The organism is Sphingomonas sp. PP-F2F-A104-K0414 (genome assembly GCF_004340945.1).
Classification (GTDB): Bacteria; Pseudomonadota; Alphaproteobacteria; order Sphingomonadales; family Sphingomonadaceae; genus Sphingomonas.
Window position 1 is genome coordinate 156,376 of the sequence record NZ_SLYD01000002.1, and the last position, 23,664, is coordinate 180,039.

General features: G+C 66.2%; 21 protein-coding genes. 5 read left to right on the forward strand and 16 right to left on the reverse strand.

Annotation, left to right across the window (positions count from 1 at the left end; translation table 11 throughout):
- Positions 1–67: 67 nt before the first annotated feature.
- Positions 68–1,258, reverse strand: coding sequence for an aspartate aminotransferase family protein (locus tag C8J46_RS04935; protein WP_132735749.1), 1,191 nt, complete (start codon positions 1,256–1,258; stop codon positions 68–70).
- 262 nt (positions 1,259–1,520) lie between these two features.
- Here C8J46_RS04935 and C8J46_RS04940 point away from each other — a divergent pair, with 262 nt between their 5' ends.
- On the forward strand, positions 1,521–2,309 hold the full coding sequence (locus tag C8J46_RS04940; protein ID WP_132735752.1) for a hypothetical protein: 789 nt from the start codon (positions 1,521–1,523) through the stop codon (positions 2,307–2,309).
- A 98-nt stretch (positions 2,310–2,407) separates the two neighbouring features.
- Here C8J46_RS04940 and parE read toward each other — a convergent pair whose 3' ends face one another.
- Positions 2,408–4,417 carry a DNA topoisomerase IV subunit B gene (parE, locus tag C8J46_RS04945; protein WP_132735754.1) on the reverse strand — a complete coding sequence of 670 codons (2,010 nt, stop codon included), beginning with the start codon at positions 4,415–4,417 and terminating at the stop codon, positions 2,408–2,410.
- 158 nt (positions 4,418–4,575) lie between these two features.
- Here parE and C8J46_RS04950 point away from each other — a divergent pair, with 158 nt between their 5' ends.
- Entirely contained in the window at positions 4,576–5,421 is an 846-nt protein-coding gene (locus C8J46_RS04950; RefSeq protein ID WP_132735757.1) for an outer membrane beta-barrel protein, read from the forward strand.
- A 498-nt stretch (positions 5,422–5,919) separates the two neighbouring features.
- Here the strand turns inward: C8J46_RS04950 and C8J46_RS04955 are convergent, their stop codons facing one another.
- On the reverse strand, positions 5,920–6,672 hold the full coding sequence (locus C8J46_RS04955) for a GcrA family cell cycle regulator (RefSeq protein WP_132735759.1): 753 nt from the start codon (positions 6,670–6,672) through the stop codon (positions 5,920–5,922).
- Positions 6,673–6,737: 65 nt separating this feature from the next.
- Between C8J46_RS04955 and C8J46_RS04960 the strand changes: the two genes are divergently transcribed.
- Positions 6,738–7,592, forward strand: a complete 855-nt coding sequence (locus C8J46_RS04960; protein ID WP_132735762.1) for an ABC transporter permease — start codon at positions 6,738–6,740, stop codon at positions 7,590–7,592.
- On the forward strand, positions 7,592–8,863 hold the full coding sequence (locus C8J46_RS04965; RefSeq protein ID WP_132735764.1) for a serine hydrolase: 1,272 nt from the start codon (positions 7,592–7,594) through the stop codon (positions 8,861–8,863). The genes C8J46_RS04960 and C8J46_RS04965 overlap by 1 nt, the downstream gene beginning before the upstream one ends.
- 173 nt (positions 8,864–9,036) lie before the next feature.
- Here C8J46_RS04965 and C8J46_RS04970 read toward each other — a convergent pair whose 3' ends face one another.
- The 12 genes from C8J46_RS04970 to thrS form a co-directional block, all read right to left on the reverse strand.
- Positions 9,037–9,564, reverse strand: coding sequence for a GNAT family N-acetyltransferase (locus C8J46_RS04970; protein WP_243643223.1), 528 nt, complete (start codon positions 9,562–9,564; stop codon positions 9,037–9,039).
- Between the two features lie 41 nt (positions 9,565–9,605).
- A complete protein-coding gene (locus tag C8J46_RS04975; RefSeq protein ID WP_132735770.1) occupies positions 9,606–10,388 on the reverse strand; it encodes a LysR family transcriptional regulator in 783 nt (260 codons plus the stop codon).
- A 178-nt stretch (positions 10,389–10,566) separates the two neighbouring features.
- On the reverse strand, positions 10,567–10,965 hold the full coding sequence (gene apaG, locus C8J46_RS04980) for a Co2+/Mg2+ efflux protein ApaG (protein ID WP_132735772.1): 399 nt from the start codon (positions 10,963–10,965) through the stop codon (positions 10,567–10,569).
- Positions 10,962–12,167 (reverse strand): aminotransferase class I/II-fold pyridoxal phosphate-dependent enzyme, encoded by a 1,206-nt coding sequence (locus tag C8J46_RS04985; RefSeq protein ID WP_132735775.1) that lies wholly within the window; start codon positions 12,165–12,167, stop codon positions 10,962–10,964. The genes apaG and C8J46_RS04985 overlap by 4 nt, the downstream gene beginning before the upstream one ends.
- A gap of 74 nt (positions 12,168–12,241) precedes the next feature.
- The gene (locus tag C8J46_RS04990) at positions 12,242–13,339 is read right to left on the reverse strand and encodes a glycosyltransferase family 2 protein (RefSeq protein WP_132736837.1); all 1,098 of its coding nucleotides are present in this window, start codon (positions 13,337–13,339) and stop codon (positions 12,242–12,244) included.
- Positions 13,340–13,346: 7 nt separating this feature from the next.
- Positions 13,347–14,393 carry a 3-isopropylmalate dehydrogenase gene (gene leuB, locus C8J46_RS04995; RefSeq protein ID WP_132735778.1) on the reverse strand — a complete coding sequence of 349 codons (1,047 nt, stop codon included), beginning with the start codon at positions 14,391–14,393 and terminating at the stop codon, positions 13,347–13,349.
- A gap of 40 nt (positions 14,394–14,433) precedes the next feature.
- On the reverse strand, positions 14,434–15,165 hold the full coding sequence (recO, locus tag C8J46_RS05000; RefSeq protein ID WP_132735780.1) for a DNA repair protein RecO: 732 nt from the start codon (positions 15,163–15,165) through the stop codon (positions 14,434–14,436).
- Positions 15,166–15,242: 77 nt separating this feature from the next.
- Positions 15,243–16,157 carry a GNAT family N-acetyltransferase gene (locus C8J46_RS05005; protein ID WP_243643224.1) on the reverse strand — a complete coding sequence of 305 codons (915 nt, stop codon included), beginning with the start codon at positions 16,155–16,157 and terminating at the stop codon, positions 15,243–15,245.
- Complete coding sequence (locus C8J46_RS05010) at positions 16,157–17,134, reverse strand: polysaccharide deacetylase (RefSeq protein ID WP_132735783.1); 978 nt, start codon at positions 17,132–17,134, stop codon at positions 16,157–16,159. The genes C8J46_RS05005 and C8J46_RS05010 overlap by 1 nt, the downstream gene beginning before the upstream one ends.
- 84 nt (positions 17,135–17,218) lie before the next feature.
- Positions 17,219–19,144: an excinuclease ABC subunit UvrC gene (gene uvrC / locus C8J46_RS05015; RefSeq protein ID WP_132735786.1), complete on the reverse strand. Its 1,926-nt coding sequence runs from the start codon at positions 19,142–19,144 to the stop codon at positions 17,219–17,221.
- A 138-nt stretch (positions 19,145–19,282) separates the two neighbouring features.
- Positions 19,283–19,813 carry a translation initiation factor IF-3 gene (gene infC, locus C8J46_RS05020; RefSeq protein ID WP_031396176.1) on the reverse strand — a complete coding sequence of 177 codons (531 nt, stop codon included), beginning with the start codon at positions 19,811–19,813 and terminating at the stop codon, positions 19,283–19,285.
- 98 nt (positions 19,814–19,911) lie between these two features.
- A complete protein-coding gene (gene thrS, locus C8J46_RS05025; protein WP_132735788.1) occupies positions 19,912–21,900 on the reverse strand; it encodes a threonine--tRNA ligase in 1,989 nt (662 codons plus the stop codon).
- A gap of 135 nt (positions 21,901–22,035) precedes the next feature.
- On the opposite strand from thrS, the gene C8J46_RS05030 reads away from it, so the two are divergent.
- Positions 22,036–22,596 (forward strand): hypothetical protein, encoded by a 561-nt coding sequence (locus C8J46_RS05030; protein WP_132735791.1) that lies wholly within the window; start codon positions 22,036–22,038, stop codon positions 22,594–22,596.
- 247 nt (positions 22,597–22,843) lie between these two features.
- Here the strand turns inward: C8J46_RS05030 and C8J46_RS05035 are convergent, their stop codons facing one another.
- Positions 22,844–23,659, reverse strand: coding sequence for an LD-carboxypeptidase (locus C8J46_RS05035; protein ID WP_132735794.1), 816 nt, complete (start codon positions 23,657–23,659; stop codon positions 22,844–22,846).
- Positions 23,660–23,664 lie beyond the last annotated feature (5 nt).

Below are 23,664 nucleotides of genomic sequence, written 5' to 3' on the forward strand. Positions count from 1 at the left end.
GCTGCGGGGAAAGCCCCCTCCACCATGCTTCGCATGGTCCCCCTCCCCGTACCGGGGAGGATTTAAGTCAATCGTCGGCAGCCGGAACGTAGACGCGTGCGGCGGTCGACAGTTTGTCGATGCACTCGGCGATGTGGCTTTCGTCGATCACCAGCGGCGGCAAGATGCGGATGACGTTCTCGCCCGCCGATACCAGCAGCAAATTGTGGTGATCGCGCGCGAACGCGACGAACGCGCGGCTGTCGCTCTTGAGCTTCAGCCCGAGCATCAACCCGGTACCGCGGACGCTGTCGAACAGGTGATCGTGGTTGGGGATCATCTGTTCGAGCCCCTGCCGCAACCGGTCGCCCATCGCCGTGACGTTGTCGAGAAAGCCCTCGTCGAGGATCACGTCGAGCACCGCCTCGCCCGCCGCCATGGCCAGCGGGTTGCCGCCATAGGTCGAGCCATGCGTTCCCGCGACCATCCCCTTGGCCGCCTCCTCGGTCGCGAGGCACGCGCCCAGCGGGAACCCGCCGCCGATGCCCTTGGCGACCGACATGATGTCGGGCGTGATCCCGTACAGCTCGTGCGCGAAGAGCTTGCCGGTGCGGCCATAGCCGCACTGGACCTCGTCGAGCACCAGCAGCAGGCCGTGTTCGTCGCAGGCCTTCCGCAGGCCGGTCAGGAATTCAGGCGTCGCCTGGCGGATACCGCCCTCACCCTGGATCGGCTCGACCAGAAAGCCCGCGGTGTTGTCGTCGATCAGCGCCAGCGCGCCTTCGAGATCGTTGAACTTCGCATAAGCGAACCCCGGCAGCAGCGGCTCGAACCCGTCGCGCATCTTCGCCTGGTTGGTCGCCGAGATCGTGCCGAGCGTCCGCCCATGGAACGCCGTGTCGAACGTAATCAGCGTGTGACGCTGCGGATTGCCGTTGGCGAAATGATAGCGCCGCGCGGTCTTGATCGCGCACTCGACCGCTTCCGCACCCGAATTGGTGAAGAACACGGTGTCGGCAAACGTGTTGTCGACGAGCCGCTGTGCGAGATGCTCGCCCTGCGGCGATCCGTACAGGTTCGACACGTGCATCAGCGTCGCAGCCTGTTCGGCGATCGCCTTAGTCAGATGCGGGTGGCCGTGGCCGAGCGCGTTGACCGCGATGCCGCTGGCGAAATCGAGATATTGCTGGCCGTCCTCGCCGAAGAGGTACGCGCCCTCGCCTCGGACCGGACGCACGCCACACCGCGGGTAGACGGGCATGAGCGGGGTGATGGTCACGACGGCAAGCTCCTTCAAACAGCGAGGGCGACCCACACGGCCGCCCGAACCGCCTGATACGAGCGCGCGACGCCGGGGGCAACACCGCGTGGCATCGCGCGGCGAACGCCGACATGGCCGATCCCGATGATTCGCCGCTGCGCTTGCGGCATTCACTGGAATAGGCACGCGAATAGGCGCATGATCGGCAAGACGTGGTGCCAGGATCCTGTGCGCTTTGGTTCGATTCGGATCGCCCCGCCGCACTATAGGGGAGAGAACCATGTCCAGGTTACTACCATGCATCGCACTTATGCTTGCCACGACATCACCGGCCTATGCCAAGGACGTCTTCACCGGAACTTGGAAAGGCGACATCAAGGAGAGCGAACTTTCGACTAAACCTTCGGTCGCATTGATCGAGAACGGGTTTTATACCTGTTCGACCTGCATTCCGGTGGTCAAGATCGCCGCCGATGGTGCGCTTCATCCGGTCACCGGCCACGCCTATTATGACGCGATGTCGGTCACCGTCGTCGATCCGGCGATCGTCAAATATGCGACGAGCAAAGGCGGCAAGCCGATGAGCGACGCCACCGCGACGCTGTCCGCCGACAACAGCTCGATCTCGACGGTGTTCAACGACACCAGCGCACCGAACGGGATCCCGATCACCGGCACGACCATCAGCGAGCGCGTCGCAGCGGGCCCGTCCGGGTCGCACGCGGCATCGGGGTCATGGCTGCAGACGAACCAGACCCAAGTGTCCGACAGCGGCCTCGTCTTCACCTTCGCGAAGACCGGCAAGGTCGTGACCTATTCGACGCCGACCGGGACATCGTACGTGGCGACGACGGGCGGCCCGTCGGTCGCGGTCGTCGGCGATGCCGGCTGGACGACGGTGTCGCTACGGCAATCCGATCTCAACACGCTGCATGAGACCGACTATCTCGACGGCAAGGTGATCGGCAAATACGTCATGACGATCTCGCCCGACGGCAAGAAAATGACGATGGACGTCAACGACATCAAATACGGCAAGACCTCGACGCTGATCGCCTACAGACAGTGACTTTTGCCGTCTGCGGGCTATCGCTGGCTCGCAGACCTCGATTGCGCTTGGGCCGTGACGTTAGGTGCGCGCGAGCCCAACGCACCACGAGCCTTGCCTCAGGCGTCGATTGCTTCCTCGTCCATGCGGCCGGCGTTCTCCTGGATGAAGGCGAAGCGGTGGGCGGGGTTGTTGCCCATCAGGCGGTCGACCAGGTCCTTCACCTGCGCGCGCTCTTCATATTCCTGTGGGAGCGTGATGCGGAGCATGCCGCGGGTGGCGGGATCCATCGTGGTTTCGCGGAGTTGGCTCGGGTTCATCTCGCCGAGGCCCTTGAAGCGGCCGACATCGACCTTCTTGCCCTTGAACACCGTGCGTTCGAGTTCGGCGCGGTGCGCGTCGTCTCTCGCGTAGATGCTCTTGGTGCCGACGGTCAGGCGGTAGAGCGGCGGTTGCGCGAGGTAGAGGTGCCCGCGGCGGACGAGTTCGGGCATCTCCTGGAAGAAGAACGTCATCAGCAGCGTCGCGATGTGGGCCCCATCCACGTCTGCGTCGGTCATGATGACGATGCGTTCGTAGCGGAGCGTATCCGGCGTGCAGTCCTTCCGGGTGCCACAGCCCAGTGCCAACGTCAGGTCGGCGATTTCCTGGTTGGCGAAGATCTTCGCGCTGGTGGCGGATGCGACGTTGAGGATTTTCCCGCGGATCGGGAGGATCGCCTGCGTTTTTCGGTCGCGCGCCTGCTTGGCCGAGCCACCTGCCGAATCGCCCTCGACGATGAAGAGTTCTGTGCCTTCGGGCGAGTTGGCGGAGCAGTCGGTGAGCTTACCCGGCAGGCGCAGCTTCCGCGCGGAAGTGGCGGTCTTACGCTTGACGTCGCGTTCCTGCTTGCGGCGCAGGCGTTCGTCCATCCGCTCCAGCACATAGTTCAGCAGCGCCTTGCCGCGCTCCATGTTGTGGCTGAGGAAATGGTCGAAATGATCGCGCACCGCCTTCTCGACGAGGCCGGCGGCCTCAGGGCTGGTCAGGCGATCCTTGGTCTGACTCTGGAATTGCGGTTCGCGGATGAACACCGACAGCATCAGCTCGCTGCCGACCATGACGTCGTCCGCGCTGATATCCTTGGTCTTCTTGTTGCCGACGAGATCGCCGAACGCGCGCAGGCCGCGGACCAGCGCCTGGCGAAGGCCCTGTTCGTGCGTGCCGCCATCGGGGGTCGGGATGGTGTTGCAATACCAGCTGTACGAACCATCGCTCCATAACGGCCACGCGACCGCCCATTCGACGCGGCCCTGCGTCTCGCCGTTCGCGCTCGGGAAATCCTGCGAGCCCGAGAAGAAGTCCGACGTCGCGCATTCGCGGCCGGCGATCTGGTCGCGGAGATGGTCGGCGAGGCCGCCGGGGAACTGGAACACGGCCTGTGCTGGCGTATCGTCGCCGATCAGGTCGGGCGCGCAGTGCCAGCGGATTTCGACGCCAGCGAAGAGATACGCCTTCGACCGGACGAGCTTGTAGAGGCGCTGTGGCTTGAAGTTCAGTTCGCTGCCGAAGATCTCGGTGTCGGGCGTGAACGCGACGCTGGTACCGCGGCGGTTCGGCGTCGGGCCGAGATGCTCGATCGGGCCTAGCGTCTGGCCCTTGGCGAAGCGCTGGCGGTAGAGCTGCCGATCACGCGCGACCTCGACGACGGTGTCGGACGAGAGCGCGTTGACGACGCTAATGCCGACGCCGTGGAGCCCGCCCGAGGTCGCGTACGCCTTGCCCGCGAACTTTCCGCCCGAGTGGAGCGTCGAGAGGATCACCTCCAGCGCCGACTTGTCGGGGAATTTCGGATGCGGATCGACCGGAATGCCGCGGCCGTTGTCGACGATCGTCAGGCGGTTGTTCGCCTCCAGCGTGACTTCGATCCGGGTCGCGTGGCCGGCGACCGCCTCGTCCATCGCGTTGTCGAGCACTTCGGCGGCGAGGTGGTGCAGTGCGCGCTCGTCGGTGCCGCCGACATACATGCCGGGGCGGCGGCGGACGGGTTCGAGCCCTTCGAGGACCTCGATCGAGGAGGCGTCATAGGTATTGGCGGCGGGTTTGCCGACGCCGGGTGCGCCCGGGGACGCGAACAGATCTTCAGCCATGGCGAGAGCGTAGCCGGACGCGTTGGACAAAGCCACAGGCTCTGTTTGTTCTCCCTGTTACTGGAAAGCCACATTGCCGCAGATTGTTATGCTTGCTGCATAATTTTCCCCGATCAGCCGTTTATGAAAAACCTGTCATGAAGTTTCCGGGAGTGAATATGACTAAGACGATGATGGTGGCGCTTGCAGGCGTTGCCGCTTTGGGTTTCGCAGCACCTGCCGCTGCACAGGACATGACCGACGATGCGCCGTTCAGCGGAGTCTATGTCGGCGGCTCGTTCGGCTATGACGTGCAGCCCAACGACAATGGCGAGACGATCGCATTCGATCGCAATCTGGATGGCGTCTTCGGCGACACCATCTCGACTGCGACCGCCGCCAACGCGTTCTCGCCGGGCTTCTGCAACGGTCGCGCGACCAGCAACACCGCGCCCGCCGCTGGTGGTCGTGGTTGCCGTAGCGACAAAGACGGCATCGGCTATTCGGCACGGGTCGGCGCGGATTACCAGCGCGGCAACATCGTCGTCGGCGTGGTCGGCGAGTTCGGCAAGAACGAGATCAGCGACAGCGTCACCGCCTTCAGCACCACGCCCGCCTTCTACACGATGACGCGCGACCTGAAATGGGAAGCATCGGCACGCGGCCGCCTGGGCTATGCGGCGAACACGACGCTGTTCTACGGCACGTTCGGCGTCGGCTATGCCAACATCGACAACAGCTTCACGACCGGCAACACCGCCAACACCTTCATCACCAACGGTGGCAGCAAGGAATGGGGCATCGTCGGTGGCGGCGGCATCGAGCAGAAGCTGGGTCGCAACTTCTCGGTCGGTCTGGAATATCAGTATCACCAGTATCAGGACAACGACTACCGCGTCCGCGCCTCGGGCGGCCCGACCGGCGGTCCGTTCACGCGTGGCAACGCAGCGGGCACCGACTTCCGTCGCGACTCGCAGGACTTCCGTTGGCACAGCCTGCGCGCCACGGCTGCGTTTAGGTTCTGAGGCGAAGGGCGGCCTGCACCAAGCTGGTGCAGGACACGCCCAAGCCCGGCCGGCGCGGCTCGCCGCGTCCGACGACATGGGCTTTGCCCATGGCTAGCGTGACATGAAAAAGGCCGCTTCCTCACACGGGGAAGCGGCCCATATTGTTTCCCCGCGAAGGCGGGGACCCAGTCTGGGCTCCCGCCATCGCGGGAGAACAAGGAAGGGGCGGAAGACGCGTTGAGCTGCAAGAAGCGCCACCCCGGCGGAGGCCGGGGCCCAGTTGGGCAATGCTGCTAAAAGCGAGCGGCGCTCAGTTACCGAGAGCTTTCCAACTGGGCCCCGGCCTTCGCCGGGGTGGGGTGGCAATTTGGAAAAAGGCCGCTTCCTCGCGCGAGGAAACGGCCTTTTCTGTATCACGCTAGCCATGGGCAAAGCCCATGTCGTCGGACGCGGACAAGCCGCGCCGGCCGGGCTTGGGCGAGTCCTGCGCCAAATTGGCGCAGGCCGCCCTGCGCCTCACCTCGGCCGCGGACCGCCGAATGGCAGCGGCGGAGTCGGACGGCGATCGCGACGCGGCAGCTGCGCCTGGTACGCATGGCCGCAGTGATCGACGCAATACGGGAAGCCCGGGTTCACCGCCTTGCCGCAGAAGTGGAAGTCGGGCTCGCCCGGATGACCAAGCGGCCATTTGCAGATCCGGTCGTTCAGTTCGAGCAGGCTCGTCTTGTTCGCCATTTCGGGCGACGGCTTGGCGGGCACCAGACGACGCGGCGGCGCCGGCGTGCTCGGTGGCTGCTGCTCACCGGGAGCCTGACGAAGGAAGCCACCGGGGCCGACCGAACGCAGGATCGGCTGCGGCGCACGGACGGGGGCGACGACGGCCGGAGCAACCTCCTCCTCGTCTTCGTCCTCATCATCCTCGGGCTCGTCCGCGACGGGCTCGGCCGCTACCGGTGCGGCCGGCTTTGGCGCAGCGACGACCGGCGGCGCGACCGGTGCGGGCTTGGGCGCCTCGACCTCTGGCTCTGCCACCGGTTCGGCCACGTCCGCCACGACCGCTGCCGACGCCTCTGCAGCCGCAGCTGCCGCCTTCGCCTCGGGATCGTTAGGCTTCACCGGCGACGGGCGCGCCTGCAGCTCGAGGCGGTGGGCCTTGCCGATGACGGCGTTGCGGCTGACGCCACCCAGTGCTTCGGCGATCTGGCTGGCGGTCTGCCCCGCCTCCCACATCGTCTTGAGCGTCTCGATGCGCTCGTCGGTCCAGGACATGTTCGTTCCTTAGTCTTGCTCAGCCGGGTTGCGGGCGGCAGCGGCAGCGATTACCCGCAACGCCTATGAGCAGCCAGCCCCCAATCGGTGAAATCCATTCGGCGGTGCATTCCGCCCCCGGCGTTCCCGTCATAAAGAGCGTGAACTGGGAGGGATTGCGAACCCTCTATATCAAGGAGGTGCGCCGGTTCTTCAAGGTGCAGCTTCAGACGGTGTGGGCGCCGGCGATCACCACCCTCCTGTTTCTGATCGTCTTCACCATCGCGACCGGCGCTAAAAGCCCGGTGCCGGTCGACGGCCAGATCGTCGCGTTCGCCGATTTCATCGCGCCGGGGCTGATCATCGCGCAGGGCATGATGGGGCCGGCGTTCGCCAATGCGAGCTTCTCGCTGCTGGTCGGCAAGATGCAGGGCACGATCGTCGACTATCTCCAGCCACCCTTGTCGACGGGTGAACTGCTGGCCGCGCTGGTCGGCGGTGCCGTGACACGCGCAGTGATCGTCGGGATCGTCGTGTGGGCGGCGATGGCGCTGTATCCGGGCGTGCACGTAACGCCGCACGCGCCGCTGGCGATCATTTGGTTCGGGCTGCTGGGCGCGGTGTTCCTCGCGTTGCTCGGCGTGCTGACATCGATTTGGGCGGACAAGTTCGATCATGCCGCCGCGGTCACCAACTTCGTGATCGCGCCGCTGTCGCTGTTGTCGGGGACGTTCTATTCGGTCGACAAGCTCGCGCCCGCGTTCCGCGCATTCAGCCATGCCAACCCGTTCTTCTACATAATCTCGGGGTTCCGATACGGGTTCCTGGGAATTGCCGACTCGCCGGTGATGATCGGCGGGATCGTGATCCTGGTGATCGACGTGGTGCTGGCGACGCTCTGCTACCGGTTGCTGAAGAGCGGTTGGAAGCTGAAGAACTGATGCACAGGCTCGCGCTCTGGCTGATGGCGTTGGCGGTGGCGTTGTTGCCGGTTGGTGCGGTGGCGCAGGGTGCGGTGGCGGATCCGGTGCTGCGGGCGAAGGCGGATGCGCTGGTCGCGATCCTCGACGGGCGTGGCGCGTATGACGCGTATTTCGCCGCGAGCTTCCGCGAGAAGGTGCCGAAGGCGCAGTTCGCGACGATCGTCGAAAAGCTGAAGGTGACACTCGGCGCGCCGGAAAGGATCGAGTCGTTGACGGCGACGTCGGCGTGGAGCGCCAATCTGATCGTCGGCTATGCGCGCGGAACGGCGAGCGTCCGCTTGGCGCTCGATCCGGCAGCGCCGCATGCCGCCACTGGGTTGCTGATCACCGGCACAGGCGCGCGCGACGACAGCCTCGCGAAGGTCGAAGCGGAATTTCGCGCACTACCTGGGGCCATCGGGTTCGGGCTGTATGCGCTTGGCGCGGGCAAGCCTGCGCCGATCCTCGAATACCGAGCTGATATCGCCGCACCGCTCGGGTCGGCGTTCAAGCTGTGGGTACTGGCGGAGCTCGCGCGGCAGGTGGCTGCGGACGAGCGTCACTGGACGGATGTCGTGAAGGTCGGCGCGCCATCGTTGCCGTCGGGCGTGTTGCAGACCTGGCCGGCGGAGTCGCCGGTGACGGTGCAGACGCTGGCGACTCTGATGATCTCGATCAGCGACAACACCGCGACGGATACGCTGCTGACGACGCTCGGGCGCGCGAAGGTCGATGCGATTGCCGCGTCGGCAGGTGGTAGCGTGCCGGTGATGACGACGCGGGAAATGTTCGCGCTCAAGGGCGATCCGGCACTGACCAAGGCGTGGATCGCGGGCTCGGTGGACGAGCGGCGGGCGCTGCTGGTCGACAATGCGGTGAAGATTTCCACCGCCAAGCTGAATCCGACGGTGTTCGCGGGGAAGCCGGTGGCGATCGACAGCGTAGAGTGGTTTGCGAGTCCGGCTGCAATGGCGGGCTTGATGGATCGGCTACGCGGGGCGGATGCTACGACTCGGGCAGTGCTGGCGGTGAATGCGGGGGTCGATCCGGCGATCGCCAAGCGGTTTGGGTATGTCGGGTTCAAGGGTGGCGGCGAGCCTGGGGTCCTGACGCTGAACTATCTGGTGCAGGCGAAGGACGGACGCTGGTATGCGGCGACCGGGAACTGGCATCGGGCGGATGACAGCGTGAACGAGGTGCGGTTCGCGGGGCTGATGGGGCGAGCGCTGGCGTTGCTGGCTGCGCGGTAGGCTTAGCTGCCGTTTCCGAGAGAGCGCCCAACTTTTCTGCTACCACCCCGGCGAAGGCCGGGGCCAAGTTGGTGAACGTTGCTAATTGAGGGCAGCGCGCCGTTACGACCACCTTTCCAACTGGGCCCCGGCCTCCGCCGGGGTGGTGTAATCTGGGGGAAGGGCGGCGGTATTTAAGCCCGCCCGGCCGCCTGCCAGCTATCGGCGCATAGCCCGTAGATCAGGCTGTCACGCAGACCCAAATGCGTCTCCCATTCGTCGCGCAACAGCCGTTCACGGCGAAAGCCCAGCCGCTCCAACAACAAGATCGACGCAGTATTCTCGGTATCCGCGTCGGCGAATACGCGGCTCCGCCCCTCTGCGAACAAACGATCGATCACGGCCGATACGGCCTCCCGCGCGATCCCACGCCCCCACGCTTCGCGTGCCAGGATGAAGCCGATCTCGGTAACCCCCGCGCCATCGGCCTCGCTCCCCGAGACCCAGCCGATCGCGCGGTCGTCGCCGGTGCGGGTGATCGCCCAGGTGCGCTGGTTGCCCGGCGCGGCTTCCTCGGCGAGGTAGGTGCGAACGTCGTCGACCGAACCCAGGGGACCGTCGGCGGAATAGGCCATCAGCTCCGCATCCGCGAGCATCGGGTGCAACGCGGTCGCGTCGCCCTCGACGAGCGGCCGCAGTCGCAGCCGGCGCGTCTTCAGCACCGGCGATACGCCGGCGCGCCGTGGCCTGCGTCCGGGTTGCCTCACGCGGTCAGAGCATCCACGAGCGCGCGGACTTTCTTCTGGCGCCACTGCGGGAGCGGGGCGACGAGCCAGTACCCCCCCTTCGACGGCTGCGACTCGCCGATCAGCTGGACGCGGGCCTGCGCGAGATCGCGGCGAGCGAGCAGTTCGGGCACGGTCGCCCGACCGAGCCCCGCCGCCGCCGCGTCGATCGCGAGTCCGGCATCCGTTACGCGGACCAGCGCTACGCCGTCTTCTCCGGACCAAGCGATCGCCGACTCACTGTCGGTGCCGGGCTTGGCGATCGTAACCATGCCTTCGGATTCGAGCGCTTCGCCCTCATGCTCGCCGGGACCATCGCCCCAGCGGATCGCGAGGTCGAGATTGGCTTCGGTGAAGTCGACATTCTCGTCGGCGGTGATCAGCACGAACCGCAGTTCGGGATCCGCCTCGGCGATCTGCGCGAGCCGCGGCATCAGCCATTTCTCGGTCAGGTCGCGCGGCGCTGCGATCGTCAGCGATTTCGACGACTGCCCCGCCTGCATCGCGCGCACGGCCTCCTCGAACTGGAGGAAGCCGCCACGGAGTGCGCCGAGACCGGCCTCAGCCTCAGGCGTCAGTTCAAGCCCGCGCGTGGTACGGCGGAACAGGACGACGCCAAGCGTATCTTCCAGCGCGCGAATCTGCTGACCCACCGCCGCCGGCGTCACCGCCAGCTCGTCCGCAGCACGCGTAAACGACAGATGTCGCGCCGCCGCGTCGAGTACGCGCAGGCCGTTGAGCGGGAGATGCGTGCGCTTCATTGAACCGGCCCCTTTGCCAGCAGCTTCACCCCAACCGTCATCCCAGCGAAAGCTGGGATATTCATGGGGCGGGCGTGACGACCGCCAACCGGGATACCCCAGCTTTCGCTGGGGTGACGGAATGAGGTCAGGCGACGGAGGTCTTCGAGGCGCGCGCTTCTCATGAGTGCACGGCGCATCAGTTGAGCACCGCAGGCGCGAACAGGGAGAAGCGGGGGATCTCGACGTCGAAGAGCGCGCCGTCCTCGCGGACCATGCGGTAGCTTCCCTGCATCGCGCCCGACGGCGTCGCCAGTGGGCAGCCCGAGACATAGTCGAAGCTCGCGCCGGGCTCGATCACCGGCTGTTCGCCGACCACGCCTTCACCCTCGACCGAATGGCGCGCGCCGCGGCCGTCGGTGATCACCCAGTGGCGGGTCAGCAACTGGACCGTCTCGTCGCCCTCGTTCTCAAGCCGGATGTGATACGCCCAGAACCAGCGGCCGCGCTCTGGCTCGGACTGTTCGGGCAGATAGCTGACCGACACGCGCACCGTCACCCCATCGGTCGTCGCCGCGTTGGGGAACAGCGCCTTCACAATCCTGCCTGCCTCAAGGCCTGATCAAGGTCATCGATCACGTCCTGCGCATCCTCCAGCCCGACGTTGATCCGCAACAACCCCTCCGTCACGCCCATCTCGATCTGCTTGTCGGGCGAGACGCTGGCGTGCGTGGTCGAGGCCGGATGCGTCATCAGCGAGCGCGAGTCGCCGATGTTGTTCGAGATATCGACCAGTTCGAGACCATCGAGCAGTGCGTGTGCCTGCTCGCGTCCCTCGACCTCGAACGCGAAGATCGGTCCGCACGCGTCCATCTGGCGCATCGCGAGCTCATGCTGCGGATGGCTCGGCAAGAAGGGATGCAGCACGCGAGGGACGCGGCCTTCGAGGAATTGCCCGACCTTCATCGCGTTCTCGGACTGGCGGTGGATGCGCAGGTCGAGCGTCTCGAGGCCCTTCAGCACCACCCATGCGTTGAACGGCGACAGCGTCGGGCCGGTGTTGCGCGTGAATGGCAGCAGCGTGTTGGTAATGAAATCCTCGGTGCCACAAACGGCGCCGGCGAGCACGCGGCCCTGCCCGTCCATCATCTTAGTCGCGCTGTAGGCCGTGACGTCGGCGCCGAACTCCATCGGCCGCTGCAAGGCGGGCGTCGCGAACGCGTTGTCGACGACCGTCGTGATGCCGCGCTCGCGCGCGATGTCGCAGATCGCCTTCAAACCGGCGATATCCATCGTCGGGTTGGCGGGCGTCTCGAAGAAGAACACCTTCGTTTCGGGGCGGACCGCGTCGAGAAACGCCTGCGGATCGCGCGCATCGACGATCGTCGTGGCGATCCCGAACTTCGGCAGCAGCGTGTCGGTGAGCCAGCGGCACGAGCCGAACGCCGCACGGCCACCAACGAGGTGATCGCCAGTCTGAAGCTGGCAGAGCAGCGCGGCAGTCATCGCCGCCATGCCCGTCGCCATCGTCCGGCACGCCTCGGCGCCTTCGAGCAGCGCGATCCGCTCCTCGAGCATCTGCACGGTCGGGTTCTGGAGGCGGGAATAGGTCATCCCCTCCTGCTCGCCGGCAAAGCGCGCCGCGGCGTCGCCCGCCTTGTCGTAGCAATAGCCCGAGGTGAGGAACAACGCCTCCGACGTCTCGCCATATTCGCTGCGGGCGGTGCCGCCGCGGATGGCGCGCGTCGCGGGACGCCAATTCTGGGTGATCGAACGATCCTGGCCGGTCTTGCGCTTCATGCGCGCCGCTTTGCCGGGGGGGAGCGGGGATGACAAGCCTTGCGGGTGCGAGAAGAGCGGGCCGGGTGCCTCGCTCAGTACCGCCCCCAGGTAAATTTCGAGGACAGCGCGTAGTTCCACACCGCGCCGACCAGCACGCCGATCAGCGCCGACGCCGCCCACGCGCCATCGCGCATCTCGTACAGGAACGCGGCGATACCAACATTGGCGACCGCACCGACCGAGCAGATCACTGCGAACGACACCCAGCCGTCGACCAATTGCCGCCACCCCTTCAAGCGCCGGTCACGATACGTCAGCGCGTTGTTGAGGAAGAAGTTTAACGTGAGCGCGGCGAGCGTCGCGACGATCTCGCCGACCAGGAAGTGCGTGCCGAACCCTACGAACAACGCGGTCAGCACCGCCATGTGGATGCCGACGCCGAGCACGCCGATCGCCGAGAACATCGCGAACCGCACCGGCACGACCCGCCCGAACATCCGGTCGTAGATCGCGATCAGATATTCCATCGCGACGACGTGATCGAGCTTGCTTTCGCCTTCGGTGCGGCAGCGGAAGGTGTAGGGCACTTCGACGAAGCGCAGCGGCGTGGGCGAGGCGGTGAGCAGGTCGAGCAGGATCTTGAAGCCGATCGCGGACAGCGACGGCGCGAGGCGGCGGACGATGTCGGTGCGGATCATGAAGAAGCCGCTCATCGGATCGTTGAGATCGCATTTCAGCACGCGGCGCGACATCCGGGTGGCGAGCGCCGACTTGGCGACGCGGTCGCTGTCCCACTCGCCCGTGCAGCCGCCGCTGACGAAGCGCGAGCCGATCGCTACGTCGGTCTCGCTGTCCTTCAACAGGTCGAGCATCGCCGGCAGCAACGTCTCGTCGTGCTGGAGGTCTCCGTCGATCACCGCGACGACCGGCGCCGCCGTCGCGCACATCCCCTCGATGCACGCCGACGACAGCCCGCGTCGACCGATCCGCTGGATCACGCGCACCCGCTTGTCGAGGCGGGCGATCTCGCGCGCGGCGTCGGCGGTGCCGTCGGGACTGTCGTCGTCGACGAAGATCGCCTCCCAGTTACGCCCGGCCAGCGCCTGATCGAGCTTGGCGATCAACGTCGGGACGTTGGCCTTCTCGTTGAACGTCGGGATGACGATCGCAAGTTCGAGAAGGTCGGCGATCACAGGCTCAGCCGAGTTCGGCGAGAACGGCGTCGCCCATCGCCGAGGTCGACAGCGTGCCGCCGAGGTCAGGCGTGCGCGCGCCCTTCAGGATCGCCGCGGCGACCGCTGCCTCGATCCGGTCGGCCGCTTCGGGCAGATCGAGCGAGTGGCGCAGCATCATCGCCGCGGACAGGATCGCCGCGCACGGATTGGCCTTGCCCTGCCCGGCGATATCGGGTGCGCTCCCATGAATCGGCTCGTACATGCCCTTGTTAGAGTCGTTCAGCGCGGCGGACGGCAGCATGCCGATCGAGCCTGCGCACATCGACGCCTCGTCGGACAGGATGTCGCCGAACAGATTGCCTGTGACGATCACGTCGAACTGGCCGGGGTTGCGCACCATCTGCATCGCCGCGTTGTCGACGTACATGTGGCTGAGTTCGATATCGGGATAGTCAGCCGAGACCTCGATCACGACGTCGCGCCACAGCTGCGAGGTCTCCAGCACGTTGGCCTTGTCGACCGATAGCAGCTTGCCCTTCCGGGTCCGTGCAGTCTCGAAACCGACGCGGGCGATGCGCGCGATCTCGGCCTCGTCGTAGCGCATCTCGTCATGGCCTTCGCGCAGGCCATCGGCGGTGGTGCGGATGCCCTTGGCGCCGAAATACACGTCGCCGGTCAGTTCGCGGACGATGACCATGTCGATCGACCGGGCGATCTCGGGGCGAAGCGCGGAGGCGTCCTCAAGGCCGGCGAACAGCTTGGCCGGGCGCAAATTGGCGAACAGCCCGAGCTCCTTGCGCAGGCCGAGAATGGCTTGCTCGGGGCGGAACTGGCGTTCGAGCGCATCGCAGTCGGGATCGCCGACCGCCCCGAACAGGATCGCATCGGCACGGCGGGCGAGGTCGAGCGTCTCGGCGGGAAGCGGATGGCCTACGGCCTTGTACGCGGCGCCGCCGACGAGACCCTCTTCGTAGGTGAGGTCGAGGCCGAGCGTATCGAGCACCCGCCGCGCTTCCGCGGTGACTTCGGGTCCGATGCCGTCGCCGGCCAGTATCGCGATCAAGGGCATGTGCGTTCCTCCTGCGCGGCCCTTGCCGGGCGAGGCACGCTCACGCAACCGCCCTTTTGAGACGGTCGACCAGCCGGTCGCGCGCCGCCAACGGATCGGCGCGACGGTCGACGAGGATGTCGCGCGCCAGGAAATGGCCGGTCAACCGCAGGCCGTCGAAGATATCCGGCCAAACCGCTTCGCCACCGGTGAGAAGGAAGGGCGGCAATCTGAGCAGCTTGGCCTCATAGCCGAACGCCGCCCCACGCGAGACGGCCGCGCCGCTCTTTGGACTGACGAAGCCGAGATCCTCTTCGATTCCGCTCGCGACGCAGCGGTCGAGATCAAGGCCGAAGCCGAGTTCGGCGAGCACCAATAATTCGTACCGGACCAGCGCCGCCGCCCAGCCGCGCGCCGATGGTGCTGCCTCGATCGCGCCGAGTACGCCCTCCAGCGCATCGTGGATCTGCGGATAGGGCTGCGCTTCGGGCAGCGCCGCCGCCGTCAGCGCGGTGGTCCATTCGAGCGCGCCGGCGCCGAGCGGTTCGCCATGCATCTGCGCGCGGCTGTGGATCAGTTCAGCCGTTAGCGACGCGAGCTGCTCGCCGGTGCGCGCCCGCCATTCACCCTGGATGACGTTCGCCTGCAACAGCACCGGGCGCATCGCGCGCGATCGCCCGCCGCGGACGTAGCCGGGCTGGATGCCATCGTTCCGGGTGAGCGCGCGCACGATCGCGCCGTGCTCGCCGTGTTGGCGGACGGCGACGACGATGGCGGCTGCGCGGAGGTGCATGCTGGTCCTATACCCCGCTCCGCATGGGAGAGTGTAAAAAGGTCTCCACCCCTCTTTCCCTCAGGATGGGGAGACGATCAGCGGCGGATCTTCTTTGCGAGCGTGGCCAACGCCGGATGCGTTGCGGCGCGTTTGGCCATCGCAATCGCACTATCGAACCCGCGCAACGCCATCACCGTCACGCGGTTCGCCAGCGTTGGCCGCAACAGCAGCACATCGACGCACGCCGTCCCCCCGTTCGAGAATTGCCGCTTGTGCTGCCCTTCCCCCTCGGTGAAGTCGAACCGTGCGAACCGCTTCTCCGCGAACAGCGCGCGCATCGCCTCGACCTGCAAAACCACGCCCGGCGACAGGTCGTTATGCGCCGGATCATGCCCGACATAGGTGTAACACAGCGAGTCGCCGTCGGCGGTGCAGCACAGATACGCGACCGGCACGCCTGCAATGAACGCCAGCCAGGCACGCACCCTGTCCTGCGCCGCGAGCGATTCGAGATGGCGCACCGAAGCCGTATCGTCGGGCAGTCCCGATCCCAGCAGCTTCTCCTGATACGTCGTCGCCGACACCGCGCGGGCGAGCGGGAGGAAGTCGGCGAACGCCGCTACATCGTGATAGCGCCGGATATCGAGCACGCCGCCATTCGCTGCGGCGAGCTTCTTTGCCTTGCGCTTGATCCCCGACCTTGCGCTGCCGGACAATCCCGCGAGCCACGCCGCCTCCCCCGCCGCAAGATCGATATGATACCGCACATAGTGCTGCCGAACGAACGCGAGCAGGCCGTGGCGATCGAGACCGGCGAGCATCAGTTCGGGCAACGACGTCACCAGATATCCATCGGCATCGTCGGGCAGCGGCGGCAGGATCGGTGCTATCGGCGCGAGCACGGCATCGAGCGAAAACGACACGCGCACAAGGCGCCGGGGAATGGTCGCGAGGGTCCGCGCGCCGATCTGGAACTTCAGCGGCAGGCGTCGAACCGCATCGTCCGCCACTACAGCCCGCGCGATCGCGGCCGTTCCTCGACCCAGTTCGACCAGAGCTGTTCGGCCTGCCGCCAGCGGGTCCGCAACTGATCGGGCGCGAGCGGCGTATCCGCGCGGTCGAGCGCGAGCGGCGGGCGATCCGCGAAATGATGCGTCGGCAACACTTCGCGCATCTCCGACAGCATTCCGCACAACGCCGTGAAACGCCGCACATGGACCGCGTTGGGCCGCGTGCCGCTCCGGTTCGCCAGTTCGAAGCCGTGGCTGACGATCGTCACCACCGCATGCCCCGACACCGCGGCATGCTCCAGCGCGTCATAGGTCTCGCCAGCCGACAGCGCGCAGAGCTGGAAGGTGCGGATCTTGTCGCGCCGATCCTCGATCACGGTGACGGGTACTTCGATCACGCCCTTGTCCTGCGAACGGCGGACCGGGGAGATCTGCTGCGCAGGCAGCGAGATGCGGCTCATTCCCGGGGCTTCCGAGCCGTTATGGCTGCTGTCGTAGCTGAACCCGAGTGCCGCGAGCGCGGTCAACGTGTCGTCATTGGCGGCATAGCTGCCGGCGCGGAAGGCGATCGGATGCGGCGCTCCTGCCTCGACCAGCAGTTCGGTGGCGCGCATGAGCAGATCGGTCTGCTCGGCCAGGCTATAGTCGAACAGCGAGAACCGGTCGTGCGCGACACCCCGGTCACCGGCTTTCGCGGTCGTCCAGTTGGGGTGAAGGTGAAGCTGGACCTCCTGCCCCGCGTCTAGGATCGTCTCGATCATGCGACGAATGGGAGCCAGGCCGAAGGTGATGCCGGGCATCGGATCGACAAAGAAACACGCTTTCAGATCGTGCCGCGCGAGTTCGCCCAGTTGATAGGCAAGCCCGACGCCGGCCGGCTCAAGCGACCGCGCGTAAATCGCGTCGCAATCGAGCCCGGCGACGTGATGCCGCCACGCGAACTCCGTATCAATAGTCAGGAAGACGGGCGTGGTCACTGCGCCCTCTCTATCCGAGGATAATGAAGATCGGGTTTCGTTTCCTTACGATCGCAGGCCGCGAGCGTCGCCGATGGCCACCGATCAGCGCGAATGGTAGAAATCATACACCTGTTGCGCGACGCCAGCGGACACGCCGGGCGCCTGTTGCAGATCCTGCAAGCTGGCATTGCGGACCGCGCGGCCGGTGCCGAAGTGCATCAGCAACGCCTTCTTCCGCGCCGGACCGATACCGGGGACCTCGTCGAGCGGGCTGGCGCCGATCGCCTTGCTCCGCTTGTCGCGGTGGACACCGATCGCGAAGCGGTGGACCTCGTCGCGGAGGCGCTGGAGGTAGAACAGGACCGGCGCGTTGACGGGGAGCTGGAACTCGCGGCCGTCGAGCATGTGGAACACCTCGCGGCCGTCGCGGCCGTGCTCGGGCCCCTTGGCGATGCCGACCAGGCACACGTCCTCGACGCCGATCTCCTCGAGCGCGGCCTTGACCGTATTGAGCTGGCCCTTGCCGCCGTCGATGAGCACCAGATCCGGCCAGTCGCCTGAGTCACGATCGGGGTCTTCGGCCTGCGCGCGCGAGAAGCGGCGGGTGAAGACCTCGCGCATCATCGCGAAATCGTCGCCCGGCGCGGTATCCTTGTTCTTGATGTTGAACTTTCGATACTGGCCTTTCCGAAAGCCCTCAGGCCCGGCAACGACCATTGCGCCGGTCGCCGCGGTGCCCTGGATATGGCTGTTGTCGTAGATCTCGATCCGCTGCGGCGGCTCCGGGAGATCGAACAGGTCGGCGACTTCGCGCAAGAGTTTCGCCTGCGTCGTCGATTCGGCCTGGCGGCGCTCGATCGCCTCGACCGCGTTGCGCGTGGCCTGGTCCATCAGGCGGCGGCGATCGCCGCGCTGCGGGACCTGGATCGCGACCTTGTAGCCGGCGCGTTCGCCCAACGCCTCGACCAGCAGCGCGCCCTCCGGCAATTCGCGGTCGAGCAGGATCTGCTTGGGCGGCGGCACGTCCTCGTAGAACTGGCCAAGGAAGCTGGTCAGCACCTCATCCTCGGGGACATCGTTGGTGTGCTGCGGAAAGAAGCTGCGATGCCCCCAGTTCTGGCCGCCGCGGATGAAGAACGCCTGGATGCCGATCAGCCCGTCCTTGCACGCCATCGCGAAGATGTCGGCGTCGCCCACGCCCTCCGCGTTGATCGCCTGCGTGCCCTGGATGAAGGTGAGCGCGCGGAGACGATCGCGGAGCAAAGCCGCGAGTTCGAAGTCCATGTTCTCCGCGGCGGCCTGCATCTGCGCGCCGAGCTTGGCCTGCACGCCGGTCGACTTGCCGCCGAGGAACGCCTTCGCATCCTCGGTCAGTTCCCGGTACGCGGCCTCGTCAATTCGGCCGACGCACGGCGCGGAGCAGCGCTTGATCTGATACAACAGGCACGGCCGGTCGCGGGTCTTGAAGAAGCTGTCGGTGCAACTGCGCAGGAGGAACAGCTTCTGGAGCGCGTTGAGCGTGTTGTTGACCGACCCGGCGCTGGCGAACGGGCCGTAGTAATTGCCCTTCGCGCGCCGCGCGCCGCGGTGTTTCTGGACGCGCGGGAAGGCATGGTCGTCGCGCAGGAGGATGAACGGGAAGCTCTTATCGTCGCGCAGCAACACGTTGTACGCGGGGCGATACCGCTTGATAAGCTGCGATTCGAGCAGCAGCGCTTCGGCCTCGTTGTTGGTCGTGACGATCGTCATCGACCGGGTCTGCGACACCATCCGCTGAAGGCGCTTGGTCAGCCGCTCGACCTGGACGTAGTTGGCGACGCGGTTCCGCAGCGCGCGCGCCTTGCCGACGTACAGCACGTCGCCGCGTGCATCCTGCATGCGGTAGACGCCGGGGCGGATCGGCAGCGTGTCGAGCACGTTGCGGATCGCGGCCACGCCCGCCGCGAGATCGGGCGCCTCCCCGCCGCCGCGGACGGCGAAGGTGGATTTGTCTTCGTTGAAACGGTCGGGGGAATTGGGAGCGGACATCGACTGGAATCTAGGGGCTGAGTGGCGCTTCCGCTACCGCCCGGATGTCCGGGAGCGATGCAGACACGAAAAAGGCCGGTCCGACCCCTGTCGAACCGGCCTCATAGCCTGCGCACCCTGATCGGTGGCGTTGCAGCCTTACTTCGGTGCGAGCACCATCAGCATCTGGCGACCTTCCATGCGCGGGTACGCCTCGATCTTGGCGATCTCCGCGACGTCGTCCTGAACGCGCTTCAACAGGTTCATGCCGAGCTGGCCATGGCTGAGCTCGCGACCGCGGAACCGCAGCGTAATCTTGACCTTGTCGCCCTCGCCTATGAAGTCGTTCACCTTCTTCATCTTCGTGTCGTAGTCGTGGTCGTCGATATTCGGACGCATCTTGATCTCCTTGATCTCCTGCGTCTTCTGCGACTTGCGTGCAAGGTTCGCCTTCTTCTGCGCCTCGTACTTGAACTTGCCGACATCGAGGAACTTGGCGACGGGCGGATCAGCGTTAGGCGACACTTCGACCAGGTCGAGGCCATGCTCGGCTGCCTGCTCGATCGCTTCGCGCGTGTACATCACGCCCAGATTCTCGCCCTCGTGATCGATCACGCGGACCTTCTGGCTCTGGATGAATTCGTTGAATCGCGGGCCGTTCATTGCGGGCGTCTGCATCGGCCGGCGCATCGTGGGAGGACGTATGGGGTTTGCTCCTGAAGTTTCTGACAATATTTGGGCCGGCGTATAGCGCAGAAACCCGCGCTCGGAAAGCCGGCCCCGTTGGATCACATATCGGGTGCGCGGGCCTCGTCCGCAAGACGCGCGATCGCCTCGTCGAGCGTCAGTATGGTCTGAGCCTGGCTGCCGAGCGTGCGCAGCGCGACCTTGCCCTCCTCGGCCTCGCGCTTGCCGACGACCAGCAGGTTCGGCACCTTCGCCAGACTGTGCTCGCGCACCTTGTAGTTGATCTTCTCGTTGCGGAGATCGGTTTCGACGCGGATGCCCGCCGCCTTCAGCTTGGCCGCGACCTCGACCGCATAGTCGTCGGCATCCGACACGATCGTCGCGACGACCGCCTGCACCGGTGCGAGCCAGAGCGGGAAGCGGCCGGCGTGATGCTCGATCAGGATGCCGAGGAAGCGCTCGAACGTGCCGAGGATCGCGCGGTGGAGCATCACCGGACGATGCCGCTCGCCGTCCGCGCCAACGTACGAGGCGTCGAGTCGCTCGGGCAGCACGTAATCGAGCTGCAACGTCCCGCACTGCCACGTCCGGCCGATCGCGTCGGTCAGGTGGAATTCGAGCTTCGGACCGTAGAACGCGCCCTCACCCGGCAGCTCCTCGAACTGGAAGCGGTCTTCCATCAAGCCGGCGAGCCTCAGCGCCTCGCGGAGATCGCCCTCGGCACGGTCCCACAGCGCGTCATCGCCGGCGCGATTGTCGGGGCGCAACGCGAGCTTCACCATGTAATCGGCAAAGCCCAGGTCGCGGTACACCGCGTCAAGCAGTTCACAGAACGCGCGCGTCTCGGCGACGATCTGCTCGGGTGTGCAGAAGATGTGCGCGTCGTCCTGCGTGAACTGGCGAACGCGCATGATGCCGTGCAGCGCGCCGTGCGGCTCGTTGCGGTGGCAGCAGCCGAACTCGGCGAGCCGCAGCGGCAGGTCGCGGTACGACTTGATCCCCTGGCGGAAGACTTGGACGTGCGCCGGGCAATTCATCGGCTTGAGCGCCATCAGGTCGCCCTTGCCGGTCAGCACGGGGGCGTTCGGATCGATCCCGGGCACCTCGTCGGGGACCACGAACATGTTCTCGCGGAACTTGCCCCAATGGCCCGACGCCTCCCACAGCTTGGCATCCATCAGCTGCGGCGTCTTGATCTCGGCATAGCCCGCGGCGTCGAGCTTGCGGCGCATATACGCCTCGAGCTGACGCCACATCACCCAGCCCTTGGGATGCCAGAACACCGAGCCCTGCGCTTCGGACTGGAGATGGAACAGGTCCATTTCCTGCGCGATGCGGCGGTGGTCGCGCTTGGCCGCTTCCTCGATCCGCAGCAGATGCGCGTCGAGCTGCTTCTTGTTGAGCCAGCCGGTACCGTAGATGCGTGACATCATCGCGTTCTTCTGGTCGCCGCGCCAATACGCACCCGACACACGAGTCAGCTTGAACGCGGCGGGGTCGAGCTTGCCGGTCGAGGCCATGTGCGGGCCGCGGCACATGTCGAGCCACTCGCCCTGGCGGTAGATCGTCAGTTCCTCGCCCTCAGGCAGTTCGGCGGCCCATTCGGCCTTGAAGCTCTCACCCTGCTGCGTCCAGCGATCGATCAACTGCTGGCGCGACCAGACCTCGCGCAGGAACGGCTCGTTCCGGGCGATGATCGCGCGCATCTCGGCTTCGATCGCGGGAAGGTCCTCGTCGGTGAAGGGACGATCCTTGGGGGCGAAGTCGTAATAGAAGCCGTCATCGGTTGCGGGACCGAAGGTGATCTGCGTGCCGGGGAACAGGTGCTGGACCGCCTCTGCCATGACGTGCGCGAGATCGTGGCGGACGAGTTCGAGCGCATCCGCCTCGTCGCGCGCGGTCACCAGCGCGAGCGCGGTATCGCCCTCGAACGGCCGGTTGAGATCGCGCACCTGCCCGTCGATGCGTGCGGCGAGCGCGGCCTTGGCGAGGCCAGGGCCGATCGCGGCGGCGACATCCGCGGGGGTAGTCCCGGGCGCAACCTCGCGGACGGAACCGTCGGGGAGCGTGATTCGGAACATTGCGGACATGGGAGACTTTCTCTCGGGATGACGTGCGCGGACCGATCCGCGCACGTCGTGTATATAAGGTGATACGCGCACAGGGCTACTCCAGACGGACATGCGCCGGATTGGGGAGTGCCTGGGCGTTTTGGGAGAGTGCCGATGCTGGGTCTGCTGATGATGCTGTCCGCCGCTGCCGCGCCTGCTGCGGGCCCTGCTGCGACCTGCGCGCCAACGCGGTTGGCGGCGTGCCGCGATACGAACCAGCTGATCACGGCGCCAGCGTTCACGGCGTCAGTCCGGCGGTTCATCGGCAAGCGCAAGGCGTCGTATCTTTATGCGAACGGCGATGTCGCGGATCAGCAGATCGAGGTCCTGCATGGGCCGCCCGACGAACCGACCCGGATCGGGGCGCTGTACCGCTTCACCGCGTGCCGGGCGCATAGTTGTCCTGAGAAGGGCGCAGCGGTGCTCGATCCGGCCGGAAAGATCGTGGCGCTGGCGATCCTGTATTCGCCGTGCGCGACCGCCGACCCGCGCCACTGCAACCGGCGCGAGGATCTGGTGGTGTTCATGGGCGAGCGGGATCGCTTGCAGCGAGTGGAGGTGGCGGCGAATTTGCGCGCCTGGGCTGTGGAGCAGGCGGCGGGGAGCTATACGCTGCCGGGCCAGCCGAAGATGCGGTTCGGGGGGATGCAGGTGATCGATCCGACGGCGAGGTGAAACGCCAGCGCTCGGCGTTCTCGCTCAGCCCCTCCGTCATCCCAGCGAAAGCTGGGATCTCCCGGTTCGAGCCGCGACATACGCCAACGGGGATACCCCAGCTTTCGCTGGGGTGACGGTAGAGGGGGTGGGACGGTCGGGCGGGGTTGACGGTCGGGCGGGGTTGACGGTCGGGGGGATGACGGTCGAAGCCGGGCACGGACGGGACTTCCTCGCTGCCCTCGCAGCCCCCGCTAGCCAGACCCTCTCAAACCACCCCGAACGGCACCACGCGGTTCGCCTGCGTGTGGCCGATCTCCGCCCGCCCGAGATACGGCACGCCCATGTCACGCGACCAGCGGACCATCATGTAATCCAGCGTTTCGCCCCATGGCGGATCGTTCTCCTGCACCGCGGTCACCGCGCCGAGCCGCAACCCCGCGATACCCTTCAACTGCGTGGCGTTTGCGACTTTGAAGAGCATGCGGTCGATCGCGTACATCGGCTCCGACACCTCCTCGACGATCAGGACGTGATCGGTGAGATCGGGCAGCCACGGTGTGCCGATCAGCGAGGTCAGGATGCTGAGGTTGAACGCCGCTGAAGGACGCCCATCCAGCCCAGGCTCAAGTCCCTCGCGATCGCCGCGCACCATCCAGCCGAGCGACCGCGCGACCGTCGCCTCGCCGTCGTGGCGGTTGATGTCGCTGACCATCGGCCCGTGCACCGGTCGGCCAATCCTGCGGGCATAGAGTGCGCCGAGGAGGAAGCCGACATCGGAATAGCCGAGATACGTCTTGTGGCGCGCGGCGCGGCCGAGTTCGGGCATGACCATCGCGAGGATGCGGTTGGCGCCGTAGCCGCCGCGCAGGAACCAGAGCGCGTCGAATGCCGGATCGTTGGCGTATTCGAGAAACGCCGCCGCGCGGCGAAAGTCGGAGCCAGCGAAATGGCCGTCGGTCTCCAGGCATTGCGGGTGGAAGACGAGTTCGACCTCAGGAAACGCAGTCGCCGCGTAAGCGGTCATCTTGGCAATTGCCGCGGGATTGGTCCGGCTCGACGCGGCGAGGACACCGATGCGCATTGTTC